This is a genomic window from Domibacillus mangrovi (genome assembly GCF_001906925.1).
In the GTDB taxonomy this organism is placed as follows: Bacteria; Bacillota; Bacilli; order Bacillales; family Domibacillaceae; genus Domibacillus; species Domibacillus mangrovi.
In genome coordinates, this window is record NZ_MRWQ01000004.1 from 78,447 (window position 1) to 101,573 (window position 23,127).

The 23,127-nt window shown below is 40.1% G+C and carries 21 protein-coding genes; 14 read left to right on the forward strand and 7 right to left on the reverse strand.

Annotated features, from left to right (window positions below; translation table 11 throughout):
- Positions 1–441: 441 nt before the first annotated feature.
- From BLL40_RS03890 to BLL40_RS03920, 6 genes are all read left to right on the forward strand, one after another.
- Positions 442–1,830 carry an MFS transporter gene (locus BLL40_RS03890; protein WP_073710612.1) on the forward strand — a complete coding sequence of 463 codons (1,389 nt, stop codon included), beginning with the start codon at positions 442–444 and terminating at the stop codon, positions 1,828–1,830.
- Between the two features lie 307 nt (positions 1,831–2,137).
- Positions 2,138–3,199 carry a dual-specificity RNA methyltransferase RlmN gene (gene rlmN, locus BLL40_RS03895; protein ID WP_073710613.1) on the forward strand — a complete coding sequence of 354 codons (1,062 nt, stop codon included), beginning with the start codon at positions 2,138–2,140 and terminating at the stop codon, positions 3,197–3,199.
- 457 nt (positions 3,200–3,656) lie between these two features.
- Complete coding sequence (locus BLL40_RS03900) at positions 3,657–5,144, forward strand: ATP-binding protein (protein ID WP_073710614.1); 1,488 nt, start codon at positions 3,657–3,659, stop codon at positions 5,142–5,144.
- 74 nt (positions 5,145–5,218) lie between these two features.
- Positions 5,219–5,455 carry a group-specific protein gene (locus BLL40_RS03905; protein ID WP_073710615.1) on the forward strand — a complete coding sequence of 79 codons (237 nt, stop codon included), beginning with the start codon at positions 5,219–5,221 and terminating at the stop codon, positions 5,453–5,455.
- 841 nt (positions 5,456–6,296) lie between these two features.
- Positions 6,297–6,647, forward strand: a complete 351-nt coding sequence (locus BLL40_RS03915; RefSeq protein ID WP_073710617.1) for an ASCH domain-containing protein — start codon at positions 6,297–6,299, stop codon at positions 6,645–6,647.
- 21 nt (positions 6,648–6,668) lie between these two features.
- Entirely contained in the window at positions 6,669–7,100 is a 432-nt protein-coding gene (locus BLL40_RS03920; protein WP_173799894.1) for a hypothetical protein, read from the forward strand.
- Between the two features lie 1,321 nt (positions 7,101–8,421).
- On the opposite strand, the gene BLL40_RS03925 is transcribed toward BLL40_RS03920, so the two are convergent.
- A complete protein-coding gene (locus BLL40_RS03925) occupies positions 8,422–8,901 on the reverse strand; it encodes a helical membrane plugin domain-containing protein (protein ID WP_073710619.1) in 480 nt (159 codons plus the stop codon).
- An 18-nt stretch (positions 8,902–8,919) separates the two neighbouring features.
- Positions 8,920–11,844: a formate dehydrogenase subunit alpha gene (fdhF, locus tag BLL40_RS03930; RefSeq protein WP_073710620.1), complete on the reverse strand. Its 2,925-nt coding sequence runs from the start codon at positions 11,842–11,844 to the stop codon at positions 8,920–8,922.
- 260 nt (positions 11,845–12,104) lie between these two features.
- Between fdhF and BLL40_RS03935 the strand changes: the two genes are divergently transcribed.
- Positions 12,105–12,461 carry a Na-translocating system protein MpsC family protein gene (locus BLL40_RS03935; protein WP_073710621.1) on the forward strand — a complete coding sequence of 119 codons (357 nt, stop codon included), beginning with the start codon at positions 12,105–12,107 and terminating at the stop codon, positions 12,459–12,461.
- A gap of 53 nt (positions 12,462–12,514) precedes the next feature.
- Entirely contained in the window at positions 12,515–13,267 is a 753-nt protein-coding gene (gene fdhD, locus BLL40_RS03940; protein ID WP_216820180.1) for a formate dehydrogenase accessory sulfurtransferase FdhD, read from the forward strand.
- A 41-nt stretch (positions 13,268–13,308) separates the two neighbouring features.
- Here fdhD and BLL40_RS03945 read toward each other — a convergent pair whose 3' ends face one another.
- A complete protein-coding gene (locus tag BLL40_RS03945) occupies positions 13,309–13,887 on the reverse strand; it encodes a molybdenum cofactor guanylyltransferase (RefSeq protein ID WP_073710623.1) in 579 nt (192 codons plus the stop codon).
- Between the two features lie 50 nt (positions 13,888–13,937).
- Here BLL40_RS03945 and mobB point away from each other — a divergent pair, with 50 nt between their 5' ends.
- Positions 13,938–14,435 (forward strand): molybdopterin-guanine dinucleotide biosynthesis protein B, encoded by a 498-nt coding sequence (gene mobB / locus BLL40_RS03950; protein WP_073710624.1) that lies wholly within the window; start codon positions 13,938–13,940, stop codon positions 14,433–14,435.
- 396 nt (positions 14,436–14,831) lie between these two features.
- Here the strand turns inward: mobB and BLL40_RS03955 are convergent, their stop codons facing one another.
- Positions 14,832–15,311, reverse strand: a complete 480-nt coding sequence (locus tag BLL40_RS03955; RefSeq protein ID WP_073710625.1) for a thioesterase family protein — start codon at positions 15,309–15,311, stop codon at positions 14,832–14,834.
- 44 nt (positions 15,312–15,355) lie between these two features.
- Complete coding sequence (locus BLL40_RS03960) at positions 15,356–16,249, reverse strand: beta-keto acid cleavage family enzyme (protein ID WP_073710626.1); 894 nt, start codon at positions 16,247–16,249, stop codon at positions 15,356–15,358.
- Positions 16,250–16,520: 271 nt separating this feature from the next.
- Here BLL40_RS03960 and BLL40_RS03965 point away from each other — a divergent pair, with 271 nt between their 5' ends.
- Positions 16,521–17,003: a COG4315 family predicted lipoprotein gene (locus BLL40_RS03965; protein WP_159434188.1), complete on the forward strand. Its 483-nt coding sequence runs from the start codon at positions 16,521–16,523 to the stop codon at positions 17,001–17,003.
- A gap of 150 nt (positions 17,004–17,153) precedes the next feature.
- The gene (locus tag BLL40_RS03970) at positions 17,154–17,423 is read left to right on the forward strand and encodes a hypothetical protein (RefSeq protein WP_073710628.1); all 270 of its coding nucleotides are present in this window, start codon (positions 17,154–17,156) and stop codon (positions 17,421–17,423) included.
- Between the two features lie 154 nt (positions 17,424–17,577).
- Here the strand turns inward: BLL40_RS03970 and BLL40_RS03975 are convergent, their stop codons facing one another.
- Complete coding sequence (locus tag BLL40_RS03975; protein ID WP_073710629.1) at positions 17,578–18,447, reverse strand: LysR family transcriptional regulator; 870 nt, start codon at positions 18,445–18,447, stop codon at positions 17,578–17,580.
- Between the two features lie 114 nt (positions 18,448–18,561).
- Between BLL40_RS03975 and BLL40_RS03980 the strand changes: the two genes are divergently transcribed.
- Genes BLL40_RS03980 through BLL40_RS03990 form a run of 3 tightly spaced genes read left to right on the forward strand, consistent with a single transcriptional unit; the run spans position 18,562 to position 21,759 of the window.
- Positions 18,562–19,782 (forward strand): trans-sulfuration enzyme family protein, encoded by a 1,221-nt coding sequence (locus BLL40_RS03980; RefSeq protein ID WP_095532824.1) that lies wholly within the window; start codon positions 18,562–18,564, stop codon positions 19,780–19,782.
- Positions 19,767–20,531, forward strand: a complete 765-nt coding sequence (locus BLL40_RS03985) for an L-2-amino-thiazoline-4-carboxylic acid hydrolase (RefSeq protein ID WP_073710631.1) — start codon at positions 19,767–19,769, stop codon at positions 20,529–20,531. The genes BLL40_RS03980 and BLL40_RS03985 overlap by 16 nt, the downstream gene beginning before the upstream one ends.
- A gap of 1 nt (position 20,532) precedes the next feature.
- Complete coding sequence (locus tag BLL40_RS03990) at positions 20,533–21,759, forward strand: Zn-dependent hydrolase (protein WP_073710632.1); 1,227 nt, start codon at positions 20,533–20,535, stop codon at positions 21,757–21,759.
- 39 nt (positions 21,760–21,798) lie between these two features.
- Here BLL40_RS03990 and BLL40_RS03995 read toward each other — a convergent pair whose 3' ends face one another.
- On the reverse strand, positions 21,799–23,061 hold the full coding sequence (locus tag BLL40_RS03995) for an Nramp family divalent metal transporter (protein ID WP_073710633.1): 1,263 nt from the start codon (positions 23,059–23,061) through the stop codon (positions 21,799–21,801).
- Positions 23,062–23,127 lie beyond the last annotated feature (66 nt).

Genomic DNA, 23,127 nt, shown 5'->3' on the forward strand with positions numbered 1-23,127 from the left:
GCAAAATTCTATATAAAAAAGCTGTTTCTTCAATCGTGTTTATACTAACGAAGGAACAGCTTTACATTTTATATTTAATTAATAAGGGAGGATGGGATCAGTACATACTCTTCTATTTTAGGTCAAGTGTACGCAGTGACTCCCTTCTGTTGAATTATTCATAATATGGGAAAATGTTTTTTGAAGCGCTTACAAATTAATATTGACGCAACAAAAAGAGGATGGTATTCTATTTATACGCAATTTTGTTAGTTCAATAAACTAATTAATTATCTATATCAAGATCCGATAGTATTTTTGAAAGGGTTTTTAAAAAAGAATAATTTTTAAAGGAAAAGGCAAATCTGCTTAGGACCTATTTCTATTAATTATCAGGAAAATGTTAACGGTTACATCATAAAGGATTTAAAAGTTCAAATTAAAGTAATGGAGGGATAAACGATGAGTCAAAAAACAATAGAAGCAGGATCTACAAATACAGAAATCAGAAAATTTGGCATGAGAGATAAATTTGGTTATTTGTTTGGTGATTTCGGTAATGATTTTTTCTTTATGCTAGTCATGACATTCTTAATGGTTTTTTACACAGATGTTTTTCATATTAATGCAGCTACGGTAGGGGTCCTCTTTTTAGTTGCTCGACTGTGGGATGCTTTTGCGGATGTTGCATGGGGCCGGTTTATTGATACGAGAAAGCCTGGAAAGAACGGTAAATTTAAACCATGGATTTTCAGAATGTCCTTTCCGCTCGTGATTTCAGGTGTATTAATGTTCGTGACAATTCCAGGGATGTCGGATGGATTTTATATGGCATGGGCTTTCGTTACCTATATTGTCTGGGGAACTTTATACAGCACGGTGAACATTCCATACGGCTCCATGGCGTCTGTCATTACGAGCGATCCTCTTGAACGTACAGCATTATCCACTTGGAGAACGATGGGGGCAATGCTGGCAAGTTTAATCATTAATGTACTTGGCCCGCTTATTGTGTTTGTAGACAATAAGATAGATGCGAACCGTATGCTGATGGCAGCCGCTATTTTTGGTGTTCTGGCGATTGTTTGTTACATGGCATGCTATAAATTATCAACGGAACGTATTGTTGCACCTGAAAAAGAAAAAGTGAATATGGGTAAAACAATGAAAGGTCTTTTGAAAAATAAGCCATTAATTTTTATTTTGATTGCATCTTTACTTTTTATGGTGAATACGATGCTGATTGGTACGGTTAATGTATATTTATTTAAGGATTATTTCAGTAACGCAGCCGCTTTAAGTATCGTAGGCTTTATCCAAGCGGCATCTGTCTTTTTGGCCATTCCGTTAGTGTCACCACTTGTAGCTAGATTTGGCAAAAAAGAAACAGCGGCCGCAGGTATGTTCCTTGCAGGCGCTGTCTATACTCTTTTATACTTCATGCCAAACTTGACATTAACGCCATTTATCACTCTTTCAGCTGTAGGGATGTTTGGATTTGCCTTCTTCAATTTAGTCGTTTGGGCATTCGTAACAGATGTGATCGATTACCATGAATATTTAACTGGTTTGCGGGAAGATGCCACGGTCTATTCGATCTATTCAATGGCTCGAAAAATAGGCCAAGCGATTGCGGGCGGTCTCGGTGGTATTGCCATTGCAGCGGTTGGCTATGATGCCACTCGTGAGGCGCAAACGCAAAGCACGCTTGATGGGATTCATGCACTCGCTACTTTAGTGCCTGCCGTCATCTATATAGTGGTTTTCCTTATCTTGGTATTATTATACCCGTTGAGTAAGAAACGGACAAACCAACTAGCTGCTGATTTAGTTGAAAAACGAAAAATATAACGAGCATAATTTAATATCAAAGAAAAAAATCGTACCGATGAAGGTGCGATTTTTTTCGTATTATGCGTCCATTCATTACATATGTAGACTCAACCTTTTTGGAGACGGGTGCTTTTTCGCTAATTTGAAGAGCATTTTGCAGATCATTGATCTCTTTTTGGATTTCAGGAGCGCTTTTTGTAGACAGCGTCAGTCTGTCTATCCTTGCTTTTTTGAGAAATTGGAACGATAATAAACGGGTTGCTTGTTTAGCCAGCATTAGCGTAGAATAGGGGTAAATTTTAGAGCTTTGAAGAGAGGGTTACAAATGAAGAAAGAATCCATTTACGGGTTGACTTTTGATCAACTGGAAGAATGGCTTATGGGATATGGGCATAAAAAGTTTCGTGCATCTCAAGTTTGGGATTGGCTATATAGGAAGCGGATAACAAGCTTCACTGACATGATCGATGTCAATCAAGAGTGTGTTCAATTATTGGCTGATCACTTTGTCATACAAACATTAACTAAGCATATTAAGCAGGAATCTGCGGATGGGACGGTTAAGTTTTTGTTCAAGTTACATGATGGCAATTTGATCGAAACGGTATTGATGAGACATAAATTCGGTTTATCCGTTTGTGTCACAACGCAAGTCGGCTGTAACATCGGCTGTAGTTTTTGTGCGAGTGGATTATTAGCAAAAACACGTGATTTATCCAGCGGGGAAATCGTAGAACAAATTATGAATGTGCAGCATCATTTGGATAAAGCGGATCAAGGTGAAAAAGTAAGTCATGTTGTGGTTATGGGAATTGGCGAGCCATTTGATAATTTTGATAATCTTATTAACTTCATAAGAGTTGTTATTGATCAAAAAGGACTTGAAATTGCAGCGAGACATATTACCGTGTCTACGAGCGGTCTTGCAGATAAAATTTATAAATTTACCGATACGAAATTACCGGTGAATTTAGCCATATCATTGCATGCACCAAATGATGAACTTCGAACGCGGATTATGAAAATAAACCGTGCGATTCCGATAGAAGAATTAATGAAGGCTGTTGACTACTATTTGGAAAAAACGAACCGGAGAATTACATTTGAATATATCTTGCTGAAAGATGTGAATGATCGTAAGGAAGACGCGCTTCAACTTGCTGAATTGATTGGAGAAAAGCGACAATACGTTAACTTAATTCCATATAATCCGGTTGATGAACATAGTCAGTACCAAAGAAGCGATCCGGAATCGGTGATGGCCTTTTATGATACGCTGAAAAAGAAAGGGATTAACTGTGTTGTTCGTCAAGAACATGGGACTGATATTGACGCTGCTTGTGGACAATTAAGAAGTAAACAAATTAAAAAAGCCCAAGCTCAATAACTGTCTTGTATTAGGATGAAAACGACTATAGAAAAAGAAGCTAAGGGGTATCCTTTAGCTTCTTTTTCTATAGCTACAAGTTTGTTGTGGTATTTTCCGATTTTGTGAATATAAGTATATCAGTGAATTAAATCTGTCAGATCATAAACGCATATGGGGAAAGGTATCCATTTCCCATATGCGTTATTCAATTGGTTATACACTAAAACTATTTTAATGACTATGTTAAAATAGTTTTTTTGGTAGGGATGTAAAAAATAAATAAAGTCATATTTGTAGAACACTCACGTTCAGATTTATATATTAAAATAGTATCTTTCCCCTAGTGTAATTTATCCAATTTAGATGTTTTGACAAAGAAAAAATCTATAAGCTATAGAGAGGAGAGAAGGTCTAAGCAAAAGATGATAAAATAAAACAACGAAGAAACAAATAGAGGATAAGAGGGAGATTGAACTTGAATAAAAATATAAATCATCCACCTGATTATTCATCCGCTCCGCAGGATAACTTAATCTTAGAACATTACGGAATAAATGAACTTAATTTCGAATCTATTAAAAATTACCGATATAAATTTTCCGCCATTAAACCAAATCATCCATGGAATGGACTTGAAACAAAAGAGTTTTTATATAAAATCGGTGCATGGGGAAAGGTAAGAAATACGAGTAAGGAAGGCTTAACTCTCGCTGGATTATTGATGTTCAGTGAGGAAAGGATCATTACAGAGGTTTTGCCGCAGTATTTTCTTGAATATAGAGAAAGCCTAGAGGGCACGGATAAAGGGAATTGGTCTAAACGCTTTACTTCACAAGATGGGACTTGGTCAGGGAATGTATTTGATTTTTACTTTAAGGCCAGTGCTGAATTAGCTGCTGAGTATACTATTTTAGATGAAAATAATCGTTTTGATCAGTCTGATCGGTTTTGTTTACATGAAGCACTGATTAATGCATTAGTTCACTCTGATTATGATGGAAGCGGCGGCATTGTCATTGAAAAAGAAAAAGATTTATTTCGATTTTCAAACCCTGGTCTTTTTCGTATATCAGTAGAACAAGCGTTAGAAGGTCATATTAGCAATCTTCGCAACCCTAACCTCTTTAAAATATTTATTTTAATTGGACTTTGTAAAAGGACCGGTTCGGGATTGAAAAGTATCGAAACAACATGGGAAAAGAATAGGGAGGGAGCTTTGGATATAGTCCAGGCACCAGATTCAAAGCGAACTATCCTCACGTTACATCTAAAATTAAATTTGTTAGAGGAAGAAGAACAATTAGACGAAAATGCTCTTTTTATATTCCATGAAGACGAAGAACCTTTAACGAAGAACGTTGATGATAGTATAGACTCCATAAATAAGAATGAAATCTCCGTTAATAGCGAAAAGGACTCCTGTATTAGTGGAAAGAACTCCATTATTATTACTGATAGCTCTATTAGTAGTGATGATAACTCCGTTAATAGCGAAAAGGACTCCTATATTAACAATGATATCTCCGTTAATAGCGAGGATGACTCCTATAATAAAGAGGAGTATCCATTTGTTCGCGCCTTCAACTCCGACAATAGTGAATTGCGTGTAACGGGCCATGAAAACACACATATAACGGCAAGTGATTCGGCATATGAACAAAAAGAAAAAGCAGCAGACCCTTCTTCTTCAAAGGGAGTAGAGGAAGAACTATGGAAGATTTCAGAACTTGCCAGAAGAAAAAGACGCTTGCAGCCAAGTACGATGGAAGAGATGATCGTTAAACTATGCACCCAAAAGCCACTAATGTTAAAAGATTTGGCGTACTTATTAGAGCGAACACCTGATGGATTAAGAAATAATTATTTAGCTAAGCTACTAAGTAAAGGGAAGGTAAGGCTAAAATATCCGGATCAATTAAATCATCCGAAGCAAGCTTACATGGTCATCGAAAAGAAAGACTAATGATTGTAGATAGGTCTTTAATAGAGAATGAAAAATATTTCTAAAAATTAATGTTGATAAGGAGCAATAGATAAATGGGACAATGCAGTATCGATCACTCACAAGAGGATGTTATACAAAAACTTGAAAGCCAGCGGGACTTTTTATCAGCAGCTTTGTACGAAGAGGTGCAGTTATATTTAAAGAATGAGCATGTACAGGAAGCATTAAATGAATTATTTCATATATTAAAAAAATATGACTTAGCTTCTAAAGAGGAGCAGGAAGAGCGAAATCAAAAATTAGTGTACTTGATAAACAGTAACAAGTGAGCAAAAGAATAATAGCCCATTCCATTGAATAAAAGTAAATGAAAAGGCATGTAGATGAATAGACAAAGGAGGAGAAAAATGGATTTCTTCTTAGGTGGTCTTGGTTTATGGATATTGATTGGATCTGCCTTTCTTTTATTTATATGGGGGCTATGGAAAAAATCGTGGAGAGCGTTAGTCTGGAGTGGGATAGCTCTCTTACCGTCAATACTATCTATATACATTGGAGGTACAGAAGGATGGCTTAAGGTGTCTGTCATTTTGCCATTGGTACTTTTTGTTCGAGCTTACTACATGAAAAAAAGAATGGCGCGACTGCTATGAAGCCTTATTAATATTGAAAACTGCTTTGCTTTTGAAGCAGTTTTTCGGTTATATTTAATAAGATATACTATGATAAAATAAAATATGGTAAAGTGGAAGCCTTTGAACTACCCACCACTTAGAGCTAACGCTTGAAGTGGGGGATTCCTGCGAACACTAGTGTATCCACTAGTTATTGAGCAGGCTCTACCCGCAGTCCCTGCGGTGAAAGCACAAAATATCTTGTACGTTGGACTCGCCACAGGCCCTACCTTAGCTTGGTTTTCGCCACTTCGGTATGTGTGGGGGATTAGAACGTTGAAGATTTTACCTAGCAGACGTTTTTTCCTGCTAGAACCTCATATCTTCAGTTTTCAAAGAACAACTTGTACAGGAGGATTATACCATACAAACACATGTTTCGCTATGCGAAAAGGCGATTCATCTCCCACTTGTTTTTGGGCTACGCCCTGAACAAAATGGAAGAGGGAGTCTTCTCGCCTAAAAAAGATAAAAATATTAAAAAGGTGGTTTTAACATGACGATTCAAAATGAAAACACAGCTTTACCTCCTAAGACGTGTACGATAGAGCGTTTAGTAACGGTGAAAGAGGACGTTAAGAAAGTATTGAATGGCGAAAAAACAGCTACGCGCCGCAATGGTCGCTATGCGGATATTGGCGAAGTGATGACGCTTGATGGTCGAGACTTTGTAGTGGAACGCGTGTATTCGCAATCGCTCGGTGAATTAACAGATGAGCATGCTAAGCAAGAAGGGTATGCGACGGTTGAAGAATATAAAAATTCAATTTTATCGTATCATCCAAATATGCCTTGGCTTCCGCAAATGCGTGTATGGGTACATGAATTCCGGGCTGTTCAGAATTGATTTAAGTAAAGGGTGAATACGATTTATCAAGTCATATTGTTTTTGCACATTTTTAGTGCAATCTTGTCCATCGGCCCGTTCTTTGTACTTGTGCCGATGATTCCAACAATGCGGGCAGCGGATCATAGAGGGCTGCTTGCGTATTTGTCATTGTTCAAATTAACCGTCCGTCTCGTGAAACATGCCGGTCATGTACTCGTGACGACGGGTGTTTTGCTTATCTGGAAAAGTGCGTGGTCTTGGTCGACATCGTGGGTTGTTATGACGATTGCAGTTATGATCAGCTCTGTGTTTTTCCTGGCACGTGCGTTTTCACCGGTTATTTGTAAGTTTCACGCGCAGAAAATAAGTCAAGATCAGTTAATAAGCAAGCTGCATCGTTCTGTCTGGATTTATATTGGCTTACTCATGATCATGTTATGGTTCATGGTTGCAAAACCGGTTCTTTGGTGAAATAAAAAAGATCTGACATAAGAAGTATTTATAAATGAATACGTCTAGTTTGATTTTATTTATTATTTCCCATCAAAAAACGAGTGGCATTTCTTAAATTGCCTTGTGTTCTAATTGTTCGAGCTGAAGCTACTATTTACTCTTTTGGGCGGATGTGAATTATTCCTAGCCCATATTTTTTCCATTGGTTCGATCTTTTTTTGCAACGAGGCATTTTCCTGTTTAAATGACCGAATGCCTTTGTGTTAAATTGGTAAATGCTGTTTATGAATCGTCCTGATAATAAGAAGATTTTTTCCTCCGCTGTCCTGTGACGGCACGGATTTCCCCTAAATTCCTACCCTACGGCTTTAAAACTAGATGAAGCAACACTTATAAGTTATATGGAGAAACTATAATTGAGATATTTTTGAAGAAGACTTATTGTAGATTCAAATAGTCATTAATGAAAAAAGTACCTAGATAAACTATTTAAATGTGATAATTTATGCGTTGCATCATTGTTTCCATGCTCTTTAGAGAAAGGTGTTCATCTGAACAGTTCGTATATCATTCAGCAAGTGATGGAAAAAGCGGAGAGGAAGATGATTAACTAAAGCTTATATTTCAAATTGAAATATAAGCTTTAGTTAAAAAATACTTAGGTAATCTGTCATTGATCTCTTGCGTTCAACGGCAACGATTGCAGCAGTTACCACCGCGCATTGGGTTTGTATAACTCTGATTTGGGGAGCTATTGTCCATACCATGCATTGGGTTTGTATAACTCTGATTTGGATGGCTATTGTCCATACCACGCATCGGATTTGTATAACCCGGACTAGTATAGCCGTTGTCCATAACGACGTTTCTTGTTACAGGTTGATAAATGTGACGGGGAACGTTAACGATATGTTGGCGGTTGACATTTATGATCGGATGAATAACAGGGACCTCACGAGTTGTATAATAATCACGTACCACACATTGTGGCGGACAAATAACAGGTCGAACATGACGATTCATTCTACATTCACCTCCAAGTTTATATACTTGCATTAGATGCATGCCGCGTCGTTCCTGCAACGGACAAATATCATGGTCGTTAAAAAATACTTAAAAAATAGCTGACTCAAAACCTAAATTTTTCAGGTAAGTCAGCTATTTTAAATCTTGTATTAAGTCGAACTTTCTTTTAGTGCCCATGATCTGGGCTATGAAATTGGTGCAATGGCAATAGAATGAGTGCATAGTAGGGAATGGTATCATCTATGAAAATTATTTTTTCTTTAAATTTCACGTATAAACCACCCGCTCAATGAACAGGTGGTTTGTGCGTTTCTTATTTTTCCAACTCTTTGCCCATCCCTTTTAAGAAATGGATGCCGAATCGGACTGCGCGGTTAATATCAGGGTCATTGATCAATTTAAGAAGGCTCAGTATGTTTATTTTTTCATCTTTTTCCATTTGCTGCTCTGCTGCTTTCAACCCGCTTTGCACACTTCCAGCAAGCTTTGCTGTGACGTCTGGATCTATACTTGCCAGTGCACCAGAAGCGTTCATTGCATGATTAATCAAATTGGTAACCGGTTCACGTGCTACTTGATCGAGAGCTATTTTGGTGATATCTTCTTTTGCTTGAAGCATCGAGCTGGCGGCATCAAGCACACCGATCGCATGAAGATCTCCAATGATGGTAATGATTTTGTTAAGCGCATCATCGTGTTCAGTCAGCAATGTTTGAAGTTCTTCTAGTGAATTCTGCCTCTTTTGTTCCGGTGTTACTTCCGTTTTCACAATCGACGTAATCGGTTTTGCCATCAATCTCACACCTTTCTTTTACTTTGTCGTTAAGTGAACGTAACCGGGACGATCCCATTTCCGCTGTACGTCAACCCCATTTTGAGGATAACGCTTTTTATTGCGTGGATTTGTTTTCGGAAGCGGGTTATCTCCGTCTGTCCGCAGTACTTCCATGCGTACTTTTGTTTGTTTGTAAGCAGGTGTATTTGTACGCTGATCAACGGCAGGGCCCGTTAAAAAGTTGATTGCTTCATCTTTCTTAACGGAATTCATTGGCAAAAACAGTTCATTTTTCTTTACACGATCTGTTACAAGAACCGGCAATTTTAAAGCGCCGAATGGAGAGACGAGACGCACGAGCGATCCATCCTGCACACCTCGTTCTTTTGCGAGTTCTGGTGATACTTCAACAAACACTTCAGGCACTTTCGATTGAATTCCTTTTGATTTGTTTGTCATATTGCCTTCGTGAAAATGTTCGAGCATCCGGCCGTTATTAATATGAAGGTCGTATTCTTTCGGAAATTTAGCAGGAATTATCCAGTCTGACAGAGCAAAGCGGGCTTTTTTATCCGGGAAGTTAAAGCCATCCATATATAGAAGCGGTGTGCTTTCTCCTTCAAAGCTGCCCCATAAGAAGCTGTTCCATCCTTCAAGAACCTCATAATTGGCACCTCCGAAAAGAGGGGACAAGCTGGCCATTTCAGCAAAAATTTCACTTGGATGGCTGTAATTCCAGTTTTGACCGAGACGGTTTGCGACCTCTTGGATGATCCACCAGTCTGGTCTTGAATCACCAAGTTCAGGAAGAGCTTGATACAATCGTTGAACGCGTCTTTCTGTATTTGTAAATGTTCCATCTTTTTCAAGTGATGGAACAGCGGGTAAGACGACGTCCGCATATTGAGCGGTTTTCGATAGGAAAATATCCTGAACAACAAAGAAGTCCAGTTTCGATAAAATATCATGAACATGGTTTGCGTTTGAGTCTACGAGTGCCATATCTTCACCGACAAGGTACATGGCTTTCATCTTGCCTTCTTCAATCGAATGAAGCATCTGGATGTTATCTAGACCTGGTGTTGCATCAATTTCCACACCGTAAGCCTTTTCAAATTTTGCGCGAGCCATGTCATCTGTGATGTGCTGATAGCCAGGCAGCCAGCCAGGCAGTGTTCCCATATCACAGGCACCTTGCACATTGTTATGACCACGAAGCGGATATGCGCCGGCACCAGGACGACGGTAGTTCCCAGTTGCAAGAAGCAAGTTTGAAATCGCGGCAGATGTATCTGAACCACCAGTGTTTTGCGTGACACCCATTCCCCAGAGAATACATGTGCCATCTGCGTCTCGAACCATTTCAGCTACTTGAATCAGTGTTTCTTTTGAAATACCTGTCACTTTTTCTGCATATTCAAGTGTATACTTCTCCAGAACTTGTTTGAAATCATCAAAGAAGTTTACGTTTTCATCGATGAATGTTTGATCTTGCCAGCCTTGGTCGATGATGTATTTCGTCACAGCCATCAGCCAGACTTGATCGGTTCCTTGTGTAGGGCTGATAAAAATGTCAGATCGTTCGGCCATCTCGTTTTTACGAAGGTCCGCTACAATTAACTTTTGGCCATGAAGCTTATGAGCCCGCTTTACGCGAGTCGCTAACACCGGGTGACCTTCTGCCGGATTTGCGCCGACGATGATGACGAGACCTGCTGCAGCAATATCTTTGATCGTGCCGGCATCTCCACCCATCCCGACTGTGCGGAACAAGCCATCCGTTGCTGGAGACTGGCAGTAACGGGAACAGTTGTCAACATCGTTTGTTTCAAAGACTTGCCGCGCTAATTTTTGGATGACATAGTTTTCTTCATTCGTAATTTTAGAAGAAGAAATAAAGCCAACAGATCCTTTGCCGTACTCTTGTTTAATAGCACCTAATTTACTTGCGACTAAATCAAGCGCTTCTTCCCATGAGGATTCAACAAATGTATCATTTTTGCGTATTAATGGTTTCGTGATCCGTTCTTCGCTATTGACGAAATCCCAGCCGAATTTTCCTTTTATACAAGTGGAAATAGCATTGACTGGCGCGTCGGAAACAGGCTGTATTTTTAAAATTTTACGGTCCTTCGTCCATACTTCAAATGAACAGCCAACCCCACAAAACGTACACACCGTTTTTGTTTTTTTTGTTCTCGTATCCCGCATCGCTGCTTCCATTTCGGAAATTGCAAAAATGCTGCTGTAGCCCGGTTCCACATCTTTAATCAGGCTGATCATTGGGTCAAGCATCTCTTTCTTCATTCCGGTCATAAATCCAGCTTCACCGAGCATTGACTTTTCCATCAGCGCATTACATGGGCACACTGTGACACATTGACCGCAGCCAACGCAAGATGAATCATTGATGGCCGTATTGTTATCCCAAATGACGCGAGGTTTTTGTGCTTCCCAATCGATGGAAATAGTTTCATTTACCTGGAGGTTTTGACAAACTTCCACACATTGGCCGCATGCGATACACTGGTTCGGATCATACCTGTAAAAAGGATGGGACATGTCCACGGCACTCACATCACATTTTGGTTCATACGGGTATTTTTGATGTTCGACTTCCATCATTTCCACCGTGTTATGCAATTTGCAATTGCCGTTATTGTTGTCGCAAACTGTACAATACAGCAAGTGGTTTTCAAGAATGCGATCCATCGCTTCCGTCTGTGCTTCTTTAGCGCGGGGTGACGTGAGTTCGACGTTCATTCCATTTGTCACCATTGTCGAACAGGCCCGGACAAGTTCTCCATTCACTTCAACAATGCACGTGTCGCACGTTTGGATGGGATCGACTTCCGGGACGTAACAAATTTGCGGATGGGTGATGTCATGTTGATTAATCACTTCTAGAATTGTAGCGCTTTCAGATGCTGGATACTGCTGCTTATTTATTGTAATGTACATAACCAGTCCCCCTTTTTTGCGTATAATAAAAAAACCACCATAAAGACACACCGCCCTATAAAGGCATTGTGGTTTTATGGTGGAATAGTTGTTTAGCAGATCATACTAAATCGCCAATCCAATTCATTTTTTATAAGATAGTGAGAAGCGGCAACAATGCAATATTGCGCACTCATCTCTGCTATTATAATGTTTATGAGAAGAATACACAATAATATCACTGAAACAGGTGGTGTTATTTCAGAAAGGAATGAAACAACATGTCGAAAAAAATTCATGCCTTCAATGATATTATACGGAAATTAAGAAAAGATTTGCTCGGCAAAGGACCAGAAAGAATTCATAGTGTGTTTGTGGATAATATGGCTATTTCCACGTTATATGGAAACTTAACACCGACTGAAAAGTTTATTGCAAAAACGCCGGAAGGAAAAGAAATGATTCACTCTGCCAGAACGAAACTGATTCAAGATGTGTACTCCACCGATCCTCCTGAAGGACTTGAAGAACTTGTAGGTGCTAAATTAGTCTATTTATTTTCAGATATAAAAGTAGAGGAGGATATTGCTGTGTCTGTTTTTGTTTTCGATAAAGAGATCAGTATGGAGGAGGAGTAATGTTGAACCGTGCAGATATAAAACGGGACGTACTGCATTTCTCAAATGGAAAAATGATCATAAGAGAAGATACAATTGTAACTGAATTTCCAGTCACGATTAAAATAAACGGACAAGAATTCGTGACGATGGTTTGTACACCGGAATACGTTGAAGACATGGTAATTGGATATTTGGCGTCTGAAGGGATTATCCGAAAATATGAAGATATTAAAGAGATATGGATACAGGAGGACAAAGGGTTTGTTCATGTGAAAACAGATAAGCCGAATCCATACTATGAACAATTTCAAAATAAACGGTATATTACGTCATGCTGCGGGGGAAGCCGTCAAGGATTTGTGTTTGTTAATGACGCGTTGACAGCGAAAAAAGTGAACGATATTCATGTAAAAGTTTCACCTGAAGATTGCTTTCGCCTTATGAAGAATATGCAGGAATCAGCAGTTACGTTTCAGCAGACAGGAGGCGTTCATAATGCAGCATTATGCGATAGGAATGAATTGCTTTTATCTAGAATGGATATTGGACGGCATAACGCTCTCGATAAAATTTACGGATACTGTTTAAAAAATGACATCTCCATTACGGATAAAATTCTTGTGTTCAGCGGCAGAATTTCTTCAGAGATTTTGTTGAAAGTGGCGAAGATTGGCTGTGAAATAGTCTTATCAAAATCAGCTCCGACTGAACTTGCGCTTACATTGGCGGAAGAACTTGGCATTACGACTGTTGGCTTTATTCGGAATCAATCGTTCAATGTGTACACAGGTGCTGAAAGAATGATGATGGAAAGCGAGTCATAACGACCCGCCGCTACATATAGTAGATTTAAAAAATAACAGGATCATCCTTTTCTGAGTTCCTCAAAATCAGATGGGCTATTAATGTTAAGAAAAGAAGGTTCTTCTTTATTAAAAGCGATTTTTTTATATAGTACACTATTCAACAGCGCTGCCATACTTCGCTTATTTTGCTTGAGAAGATGATCAGCGGGTTCTAGGCAGTCACGATGATACAGGGCTAGAAGCGGATGGGATTTTTCATTTTGAACAGGTACAATTGCTTTATAATCACCGTTTTTTGTAAAAGTAATCATTTGCTTTACAAAATTACTTGTCACAAATGGTACATCTGACGACAAAACAAAAAACCAATCCGGCTCAGGAACACTTTTCATCACATGATGAAGCGCAAAAAGAGGGCCTTGGTGGTGCTCTTTTTCTATCGACAATGTGACACTGACAGCATCAAAATGCCGGGCTAGCATGTCATTCGTGGAAATAATAATGGGTGCTAAATTGTTTTCTTTTAACGCATCTATGCTGTATTGGTAAAATGATTTTCCATTATATAGTTCAAACATTTTTGGCTTGCCATAGCGGGAAGATCGTCCGCCGGCGAGTACCACGCCTGCTATATTCAATTAGCTCACGCTCCAATATTCTCATTAGTGTGCAGGAGGGAAGATGATCTGTGAAACATATCTTTCAAGTTGTCGGCTATCAAAACAGCGGTAAAACAACATTGTTAGAAAAACTTATTGCCTGTGCGGCTGCAGAAGGTCTGCGCATCGCATCCATTAAACATCATGGTCACGGAGGCATGCCTGATACGAAAGACAGTACCCGCCATCAGCAAGCAGGCGCCATTATCTCCGGTGTAGAAGGAGGGGGAGCGCTTCATCTTCACATACAGCGTGAGAAGTGGAAGCTTGATGACATTCTGCAATTATATCAATTATTTTCGGTGGATCTTATTCTAATAGAAGGGTATAAGTTGGAAGAGTATCCTAAAGTCGTCTTAATCAGGAATGAAGACGATCTATCACTTCTTGAGCTCGAAAATATTCAATGTGTGATCAGCTGGATAAATATAGAAAAATGGCCCGCCCGTACTTATCCAATTTTTCATATTATTGAAGAAACAGATTACCTAGATTATTTAAAGGCATATTTATATGGTCAACGTTAAAAAGAGTGACACAGCCGTTTTGATTGTTCAATTTGCATGCATTTTTTTACAATTCCTTCAAATAAGGGCGATCTGAGAGACAGAAGCATAGACATTCGGATCGCTCTTTTTAATTTGCTATTTATCCCGCATTAACGGGCGGTAAGACCCCCGCTTCAAGACGTTAAAAAGAAAAGAAGGAGAAGCGGGGGATCAACTGTCCGTAAAAGCCTGATTGGTTCGGGCCGGCTGAAGCCGGTCACTCAGGTATTGCCGCAGGATGCGGTGCTCTTTACCTGAGTTCTTTTTTTATTCAGTGGGGGATAGCGGAAGGCAGACTAAGAACGTCACGTCCTGTGACAACGTCTGCGTGATTCACATCTTGTGAACCTAACCCCCACTGAATGAAGTTTCACTTTATATGTTTTTTCTTTTAATTTGAATGGTTCTTCCCATTTCTTTAGGCTTTGGAAGGGTTTTATGTTTTGCCGCTAAAGCCGCCAATTTTTTGAAAATGTCGTCTGGAAAAGGGGATGGCCGGCCTGACTGCTGATCAATGCCCATAAGCATTTGTTCACTTACAGCGGCCCGCTTTTCGTTTTTGCCATAGAGCTCGAGAAACAAATGAATCCGTTTTTCATCGCAATCAAGTATTTGCGCGGTGACATGCAAAGGTTCGTTTAGCGTCATTTCGGCTAGATAACAGACATGATTTTCTAATGTGAAGATCGTATAAAGTGTTTCGTTTCGGAATAGTTCTGTGATGCCAATTTCAATCATAAAACGATCGACTGCCCAACTAAATGCGCGGACATAATCAGCATCATTCATATGACCGTTATAGTCAATCCAGTCTTCACGGACTTGGTCGTTTAATACAGTTAATGGTTTTGGCATATGTCTCACTCTCTCTTTTAAAATCTGCTAGACCGATGTATGGTTTATAGCGACTCTCCGTGTGGATTTCGAAGATTTAATTTTATCCGGGCTTCTTGTGGAGTCATGATTTCACTGCCTAAGCTTTGAATAATGTTTACGGCCTTGTCGACAAGCTGCTCATTCGTGGCAAGAGTGCCTTTTTTCAAATAAAGATTATCTTCCAAACCTACGCGGACGTTTCCGCCTTGTAACACAGACTGTGCAACAATGGGCATTTGCATTTGTCCGATGCCAAAAGCTGCCCACTGTGCATTTTCTGGAATGCGGCTTTTCATATAAGCGATTGTTTCTGCGTCAGCTGCGGCGCCCCACGGGATACCGAGACAAAATTGAAAGAGGGGGTCGCCTGTGATCAGGCCTTCTTTAATTAACTGATTAGCAAAGCGTAAATGTCCAGTATCAAAGCATTCTAATTCGGCTTTTACTCCGCTTTGCTGAATTAAACGGGCTTGTCTTCTTAACCAATCGGTCGGACTTATGTAAATTTGTTCTCCAAAGTTCATGCTGCCACAATCGAGCGTGCAGATTTCTGGCAAAAGCTCGCCGACAGGTTCATGACGTTCTTCCGGCGTTTGCATATCAGTTCCTTCGCCGCCATGAGATGGATTTTCTTCACTAGGAATCCAATCGCCTCCACCGCCAGCCGTAATATTAATAATTACATCAGTGTCCGATTCACGAATTCTTTCCACTGTTTCTTTAAACAGACTCACATCATGACTCAGTTGGCCGGTATGCGGATCCCGAACGTGAAGATGAACGATAGTCGCGCCTGCTTTTGCCGCTTTGATGGAAGACTCCGCAATTTCTTTTGGTGTGATCGGCACATGAGAACTTTTCGAAGCTGTGTCGCCAGCTCCAGTTACTGCGCATGATAAAATAACATGTTTATTCATAATATTAGTCCTCCAGATTGTCTATTTTTTTATGTTTCATGTTTAAAAAGTTCGTTGCTCTCAAAAATTCAATTCAATTTACTTACTGGTGTCGTATTTGTCCTGTAATCCCCCAAGCTAATGTATTTTGTTCATTAAAAATGTAACACATTTCTCTCTATTTTAGATATGAAAGAAACAAATGAAATCATGAAAAAATGAATCATCTGAAACAGTGCATAACCCCCCTTCATTTTGGATATCATAATTTAAAAAAGGGGGGATGATTTTTATGCGAAAAAAATGGGTATATGTCTTTTTATTTATATTGCTTGGAGGGTGTCAGCCGGCTGAAACACCTAAAAATATGTCAGCGCCGATGAATGAACCGGGGGAAGCGGCTCAAAATCCGGCTACTCCATTGAAGGTCATGAAAAAAGAAGAGACTGGTCAGTATTTGGCCGATTCAGCAGGGATGACATTGTATTATTATATGAACGATAAGAAAGGTGCGTCAGCGTGCACAAATCATTGTCTGGACGAATGGCCACCGTTTTATATAGGATCAAGTAAAGTCCCGGAAGGTTTTAGTGAATCGGATTTCGGTGTGATTACCCGTTCTGACACAGGCAAAAAACAAACGACTTATAAAGGCTACCCGCTTTATTATTTTTCACGTGATCAAATGGCTGGACAGACGAACGGCTATAGTGCAGATGATAAATGGTACACAGTCAATAATACGATTGATAAGACGGCACTAAATGAAAAATGACAGACCGGTATAATCGGTCTGTCATTTTTCTTACGTACGATCATATTCAAATTATGTTTTAAAAAAGCTAAATTCATGTCGTTGAATTTAGTTTTTTTGTGTTAAAGAGGGTATAGGTAACATAAGTATGAAAAAAGCGGAGGGATGGATATGGGATGGAAATATTGGAAGGTAGTCTTACGGTACGGTCATGTAGGGAAGAGAAATGAAATTAGCGTGGCTCGCTACCTTGTCACACAATCATTTTATACACCGGTTCTCGTTATGGACCAAGCAGCGAATATGCCAGGTGTGAAACATAATGGAGTGACATCTATAAAAGAAATAACACGTAATGAATTTACTGCGGGCAAGCGACTAGAACAAGAAAATTTCTATTTACAGAAAATGAAAGCACTTCATAATGAAAAACCGGCTTAATAAGGATGGAAGTGTAAAGGCTATTGTATGAGAAGTAATGATGCTGGAAATAAAGTAAAACGTCCATCAGGTAGAGTTTACCATTTTTTAATCTGTGATAAACACGAAAAAGACGATTTCAAAAGAATCTCTTTTGAAATCGTCTTTTTCGTGTTTATATTGAAAGCCATTCTTTGAGTACATTTATCCACTTTTTTGATGCAGGAGACATGTTTTTAAAAGAAGGGGCAGCAATGCCGATTGTGCGATAAAAATCTCCTTCTAATTTGATTGCTTTCACATTTTGAGGCAGCCGATATAAAATCATTTCTGGAAGAATGCTGATTCCAATTTGATTTTGAACCATTGAGATAATCGCCTGATCTTCAGACGTTTCATAAAGAACATTAGGTTTTACTTTATGGGCGGTAAGAATCCTCCTCACATCATTATCAATACTTGATTTTGGCATGATAAATGGTTCGTTTTTCAGTTGGTGGAGTGAAAGCGATGTTGAATTGTACAGAGGATGATTATCCGGCATAATACAGAGCAGCTTGTCTTTTTTGAGCGGTATCACGTCTAATGATTTGGCGGCGGGCAGCGACAAAAAGCCAAAATCAATCGTTCCATCCGTCATCCATTTATTGATTTCATCGTAGTCTCCTTCAAATAGTTTAATCTTGATGAGCGGAAATTGTTCACTAAAGCGCTTAATCACTTGAGGAATCCATTGAATCGAAACGCTCGGAAACGTTCCAATGCGGACAACCCCTTTTTCAATGCCATGAATGGTGGCCGCCTCCTGAACCATTTGTTCATTCCATTTCAATATTTCCCGAACATAAAGGAGCATTCGCCCGCCATTTTCAGTCAAGGCTACACCTGTCCGGCTTCTAGTCAGCAACGTAAAGCCAAATTCAGACTCTAATCCGGCAATGGCATGACTGACAGCGGATTGAGTTAAACCAAGCGATTCTGCTGCTTTTGAAAGACTTCCGAGATCGACGACAGCTCGAAATACTTCAAACTTTGTAATTGTCATAAAGTTTCACTCCACGTATTAATTTTATTCAACTATCATATTATAAACATTCATTTGATTTATATAAAGAATAAATTTTATAATGAAGCTAATAAGGAAATGGGAGGATGGTTCATAGTGGATAAGCATTGGGAAATGGATACAGAGCTGATTCACCGGCATAGCGAACAAAAACAAACGGGTGCTGTTGCACAGGCAATCGTTCCTGCAGTCGCCTATTCGTTTGCAGACTGTCAGACCGCGATGGAAGTTGTTTCGGGTAAACAGGAAGGTACTTATTATGGAAGATACGGAAACGAAACGTTATATGCCCTTGAAGAAAAAATGGCTGTTTTAGAGAATGGAGAAGCGGCACTCGGTGTCAGTTCAGGTATGGCGGCCATTTCAATTGCATTGCTTGCTTTTTTAAAATACGGTGATCATGTGATTGTGACGAAAGATGTGTATGGCGGCACACATAAATTTTTAACAAGTTTGGCGCCGCGTTTTGGGATTACGTTTAATTATGTAGATTGCACCAATCCGGCTAATATTATACGTGCGATGAGAGATAATACGAAAGCGGTGTATATCGAAACACCATCTAATCCATTATTAACGGTGCTGGATATTGAAGCGATTGCGAAAATAACAAAGCGGTACGGGCTGCCGTTGATCGTTGATAATACATTTATGTCTCCATATCTGCAAAAACCGCTCAATATGGGTGCAGATGTTGTTGTTCACAGCGCAACGAAATATTTAAACGGTCACGGCGATGTGCTAGCTGGCTTTATTGTCGGTCGAACTGAACATATCCAGTTTATGCGGCAAAATATTATGGGCGATCTTGGCCAAGTGTTAAGCGCGTGGGATGCCTTTTTAATTTTGCGTGGTTTGAAAACGTTAGGTCTTCGCGTTGAACGTCACTGTAGCAACGCGCATCAAATCGCTGCCTTTTTGTCGGCGCATCCTCTTGTAGAGACCGTACATTACCCTGGTCTTGAGTGCCATCCACAGCATGAAATTGCGCGGAAGCAAATGCAAGGAATGGGCGGCATTGTTTCATTTGAATTAAAGGATGGACTGGAAGCAGCAAAGGAATTTATGGATGCGTTGAAGCTGGCAATGATTTCATTTAGTCTCGGTGATCCGGAAACACTCGTGCAGCATCCAGCAACGATGACTCACTTTTCGATGTCAGATAAGGATCGGACCGCTGCTGGCATTACAGATGGACTCATACGTCTGTCCGCCGGCCTCGAGAGTGCGAGTGATATTATTTATGATTTAGAGGAAGCGCTACAAACAATCAATCAAAAAGAGAAAGAGGGATTACTATGGAAAACAGTATAAAAAAAGGAATCGACAATCTCGATCCAGTTTCAATGTACACGATTACCGCAAAATTATTTACACACGTTTTGGCGTCAGTGACAGAGCGTTTCGGTGACGAAGGAAAGAGTGCGATGGAAGCGGGCGTAAAGCGCGTAACGGATGAGCAAATTCTTACTTTAAAGAAACAGATGAGTAACCCGGAAGAAGAAATCAATGAAGGCGTGCTTTTTCATTTTGATCGATTGCTGGATGACGAAAAAGTAGAAGAAACATTCCGTGCGTACGAGAAAGCACAAAACGAAGTGGGACAGAAAGCACATACGATGTACGCAATGATGGCGAAAGTGTTTGCGAATGTGGCCAAGTGTGTTGTAGATCAGTTTGGTGAAGCTGGACAGGAAGTGATGATGAACGGTGTCGGTACGTTTGGTGAAGAGCGCGGACGCGACATTGCCCGGCGTGCAGCAGCTGTAGGCAAGCCAAATACAATGGAAAATTATTTATCTAACTACGACATGGGACGCAGTGAGCTGTTTGAATACGAAACACTTTTTCATCCGACCGAGATTGAACAATCATTTACGAAATGTGCATTTGCGGAGCAGTGGAAAAAAGATGGAATGGAAGACTACGGAATCCTATACTGCCATATGATTGACCCGTCCATTGCAAAAGGATATAACCCTAATTTTGAAGTTGTTCATGATCAATACGTGCTGAAAGAAGGAACATGCCACTTCCGTTTTCAAATGAAAGAAGAAGTGTGACATGGCGATTAATCAAGCACGTTTATGGAGACGTCTGCATGAGCTAAGCCAGTTTGGCAAACAGACAAGCGGTGGTGTTACCCGCTTTTCTTTTACGAAAGAAGAGCGTCAGGCGAAAGACCTTGTGATGACGTACATGAAAGAAGCGGGAATGACGGTTCGTGAAGATGCGGCTGGAAATGTTATTGGCCGAAAAGAAGGAACAAAAGAAGTTGTACCGGCTGTATTGATTGGTTCACATATTGATTCTGTTCCAGAAGGAGGGGTATTTGATGGCCCTCTCGGTGTGCTGGCTGGGATTGAAGTTGTACAAGCGATGAGTGAAGCGAATGTTGAAACCGTTCATCCAGTTGAAGTGATCGCATTTACGGATGAAGAAGGAAGCCGTTTCGGTTTAGGCATGATCGGAAGCAGAGCACTCGCCGGAACGCTTCTTCCCGAACAGCTGCAACAAATCGATCAGAATGGTATCACAATTGCAGTAGCCATGCAAGAAGCAGGTTTACATCCGAATGAGATCAACAAGGCTGCCCGACAGCCAGAAACGGTTAAAGCTTACGTAGAGCTGCATATTGAGCAAGGGAAAGTGCTTGAACGAGCAGGTCAGCCAGCTGGGATCGTAACAGGGATTGCCGGCCCTCTGTGGACGAGATGGACGATTGAAGGTGAGGCAGGCCATGCTGGTGCAACACCGATGAATCAGAGGAAAGATTCTCTTATGACGTCCCTCCAAATCATTCAATATATTGAAGAAGAAACGAAAAAGTATACGAATGCTGTGGCGACAGTCGGTCAAATTTCTGTCAAACCGGGAGGTGTTAATGTTATTCCGGGAGAGACCACGTTTACACTCGATTTGCGAGACATTGAAGAACGGGACCGCGATCACATAGAAGAAGCGATCACATCTTATGCATACTCGCTTTGTGCAGACAGAGAAATGAGCATAACAATAGAAGAGCTCCAACGAGTAGCACCAGCTCCATGTTCAAATGAGATTCGTGCTGTCATGGAAGAAGCGTGCCGTGAACTAGAAATTGAGCCAATGTCTTTACCGAGCGGGGCCGGTCATGACGGGATGCAGTTTAACGATTTTTGTCCGATTGGGATGGTGTTTGTACGTTCTAAAGATGGGATTAGTCATAATCCCGATGAATGGAGTTCAGAGGAAGACTGCGGTACGGGCGCTGCTATTTTGTATGAAACCGTTTTGCATCTGGCCACATAGAAAAAGCGTGCGGGTCAATTCCCGCACGCTTTATTTTTATTATGCACCCATAAATGCTTTAATCGCATCAACAAGGCTGTAAATACCAAGGAAAGTACAAATTAAAGCAACAATGCCGCCGATAATATTTGCTTTTAATGAGTTTGTGAAATCCCCAAGACGTCTTTTGTTGTTCATAATGATTAAGAGCATAATAGAGATAAAGGGTAGTAAAATACCGTTCAATGCTTGTGCAAAAAGAAGAACATCAAGTGGCTCAAATCCAATAGCGGATGAAATAATCCCGATGATCATAACGCCAACAAACACTGCTTTAAATCGTTTATCTTTCATACCATTAGGCCATTTCAACACACCGCTGATTGTAACTGCTGCACCAAGTGGCGATGCGATTGCGGAAGACAAACCGGCCGCAAACAGCCCGACGCTCATAAAGACTTTTGCCCAACTTCCTAAAAGAGGCTCCAATTGTATGGACATTTCTGCAACGCTTTTTACATCTACGCCTTTAAGCATTGTACCAGCTGTAATTAATATAGCCGCTGTTATGAAACCACCTACTCCAATGGAAACGATAATGTCTAAACGTGACTCTTTTAAATCAGCAGGCTTCTTCCATCTATCTTGAACAGTAGCTGAATGGATAAATAAATTATAGGGTACGACTGTTGTTCCAATGAGTGCGATGATCATAATGATGGAATCAGCTGGAATGCTTGGAACGAAGGCTCCCTTAAATACTTCTCCAAGATCAGGCTGTGCCACAATCATTGTTGTAATGAATGTAAGACTCATAATAGCAATGAGTACAATCATTACTCTCTCGATTAGTTTATAGCTGCCGCTTAAACCAAGAATTAAAATAACAATACCAATTATTGGACCAAGAACATTTTGAGATATTCCAGTAAGTGTGTAAATACCGAGTGATGTGCCGAGTAAGTCACCAGCAATATAAGCGGAACAGCCAACTGTGATAGCAATGATAACAAGCCACATTGAGCCGTATTTTAAGAGTGGATTAGCAAACTGCTCACGAATGGCATCCCCGAGACTCGATTGTGTAATAATTCCAAGACGTGCCGACATTTCCTGTAGAATGATTGTGGCGATAATTGAAAAGACGACAGCCCACAAAACAGCATAGCCAAATGATGCCCCTGCTCTTGTCGCGGTAGTAACGGTTCCGGGACCAATAAATGAAGCGGTAATAATGGCGCCAGGACCAATAACTTTCATCCTGTCTTTCAACGACTTTGTGTTGGAAGCGTTTTCTATTTTTGAATTAGATTGATTATCCATGTTTTCTAACCCCTTTTATCTAGTATGGGAAAAATTTTGACAATTGAATGAGCTATGAAGAACAGA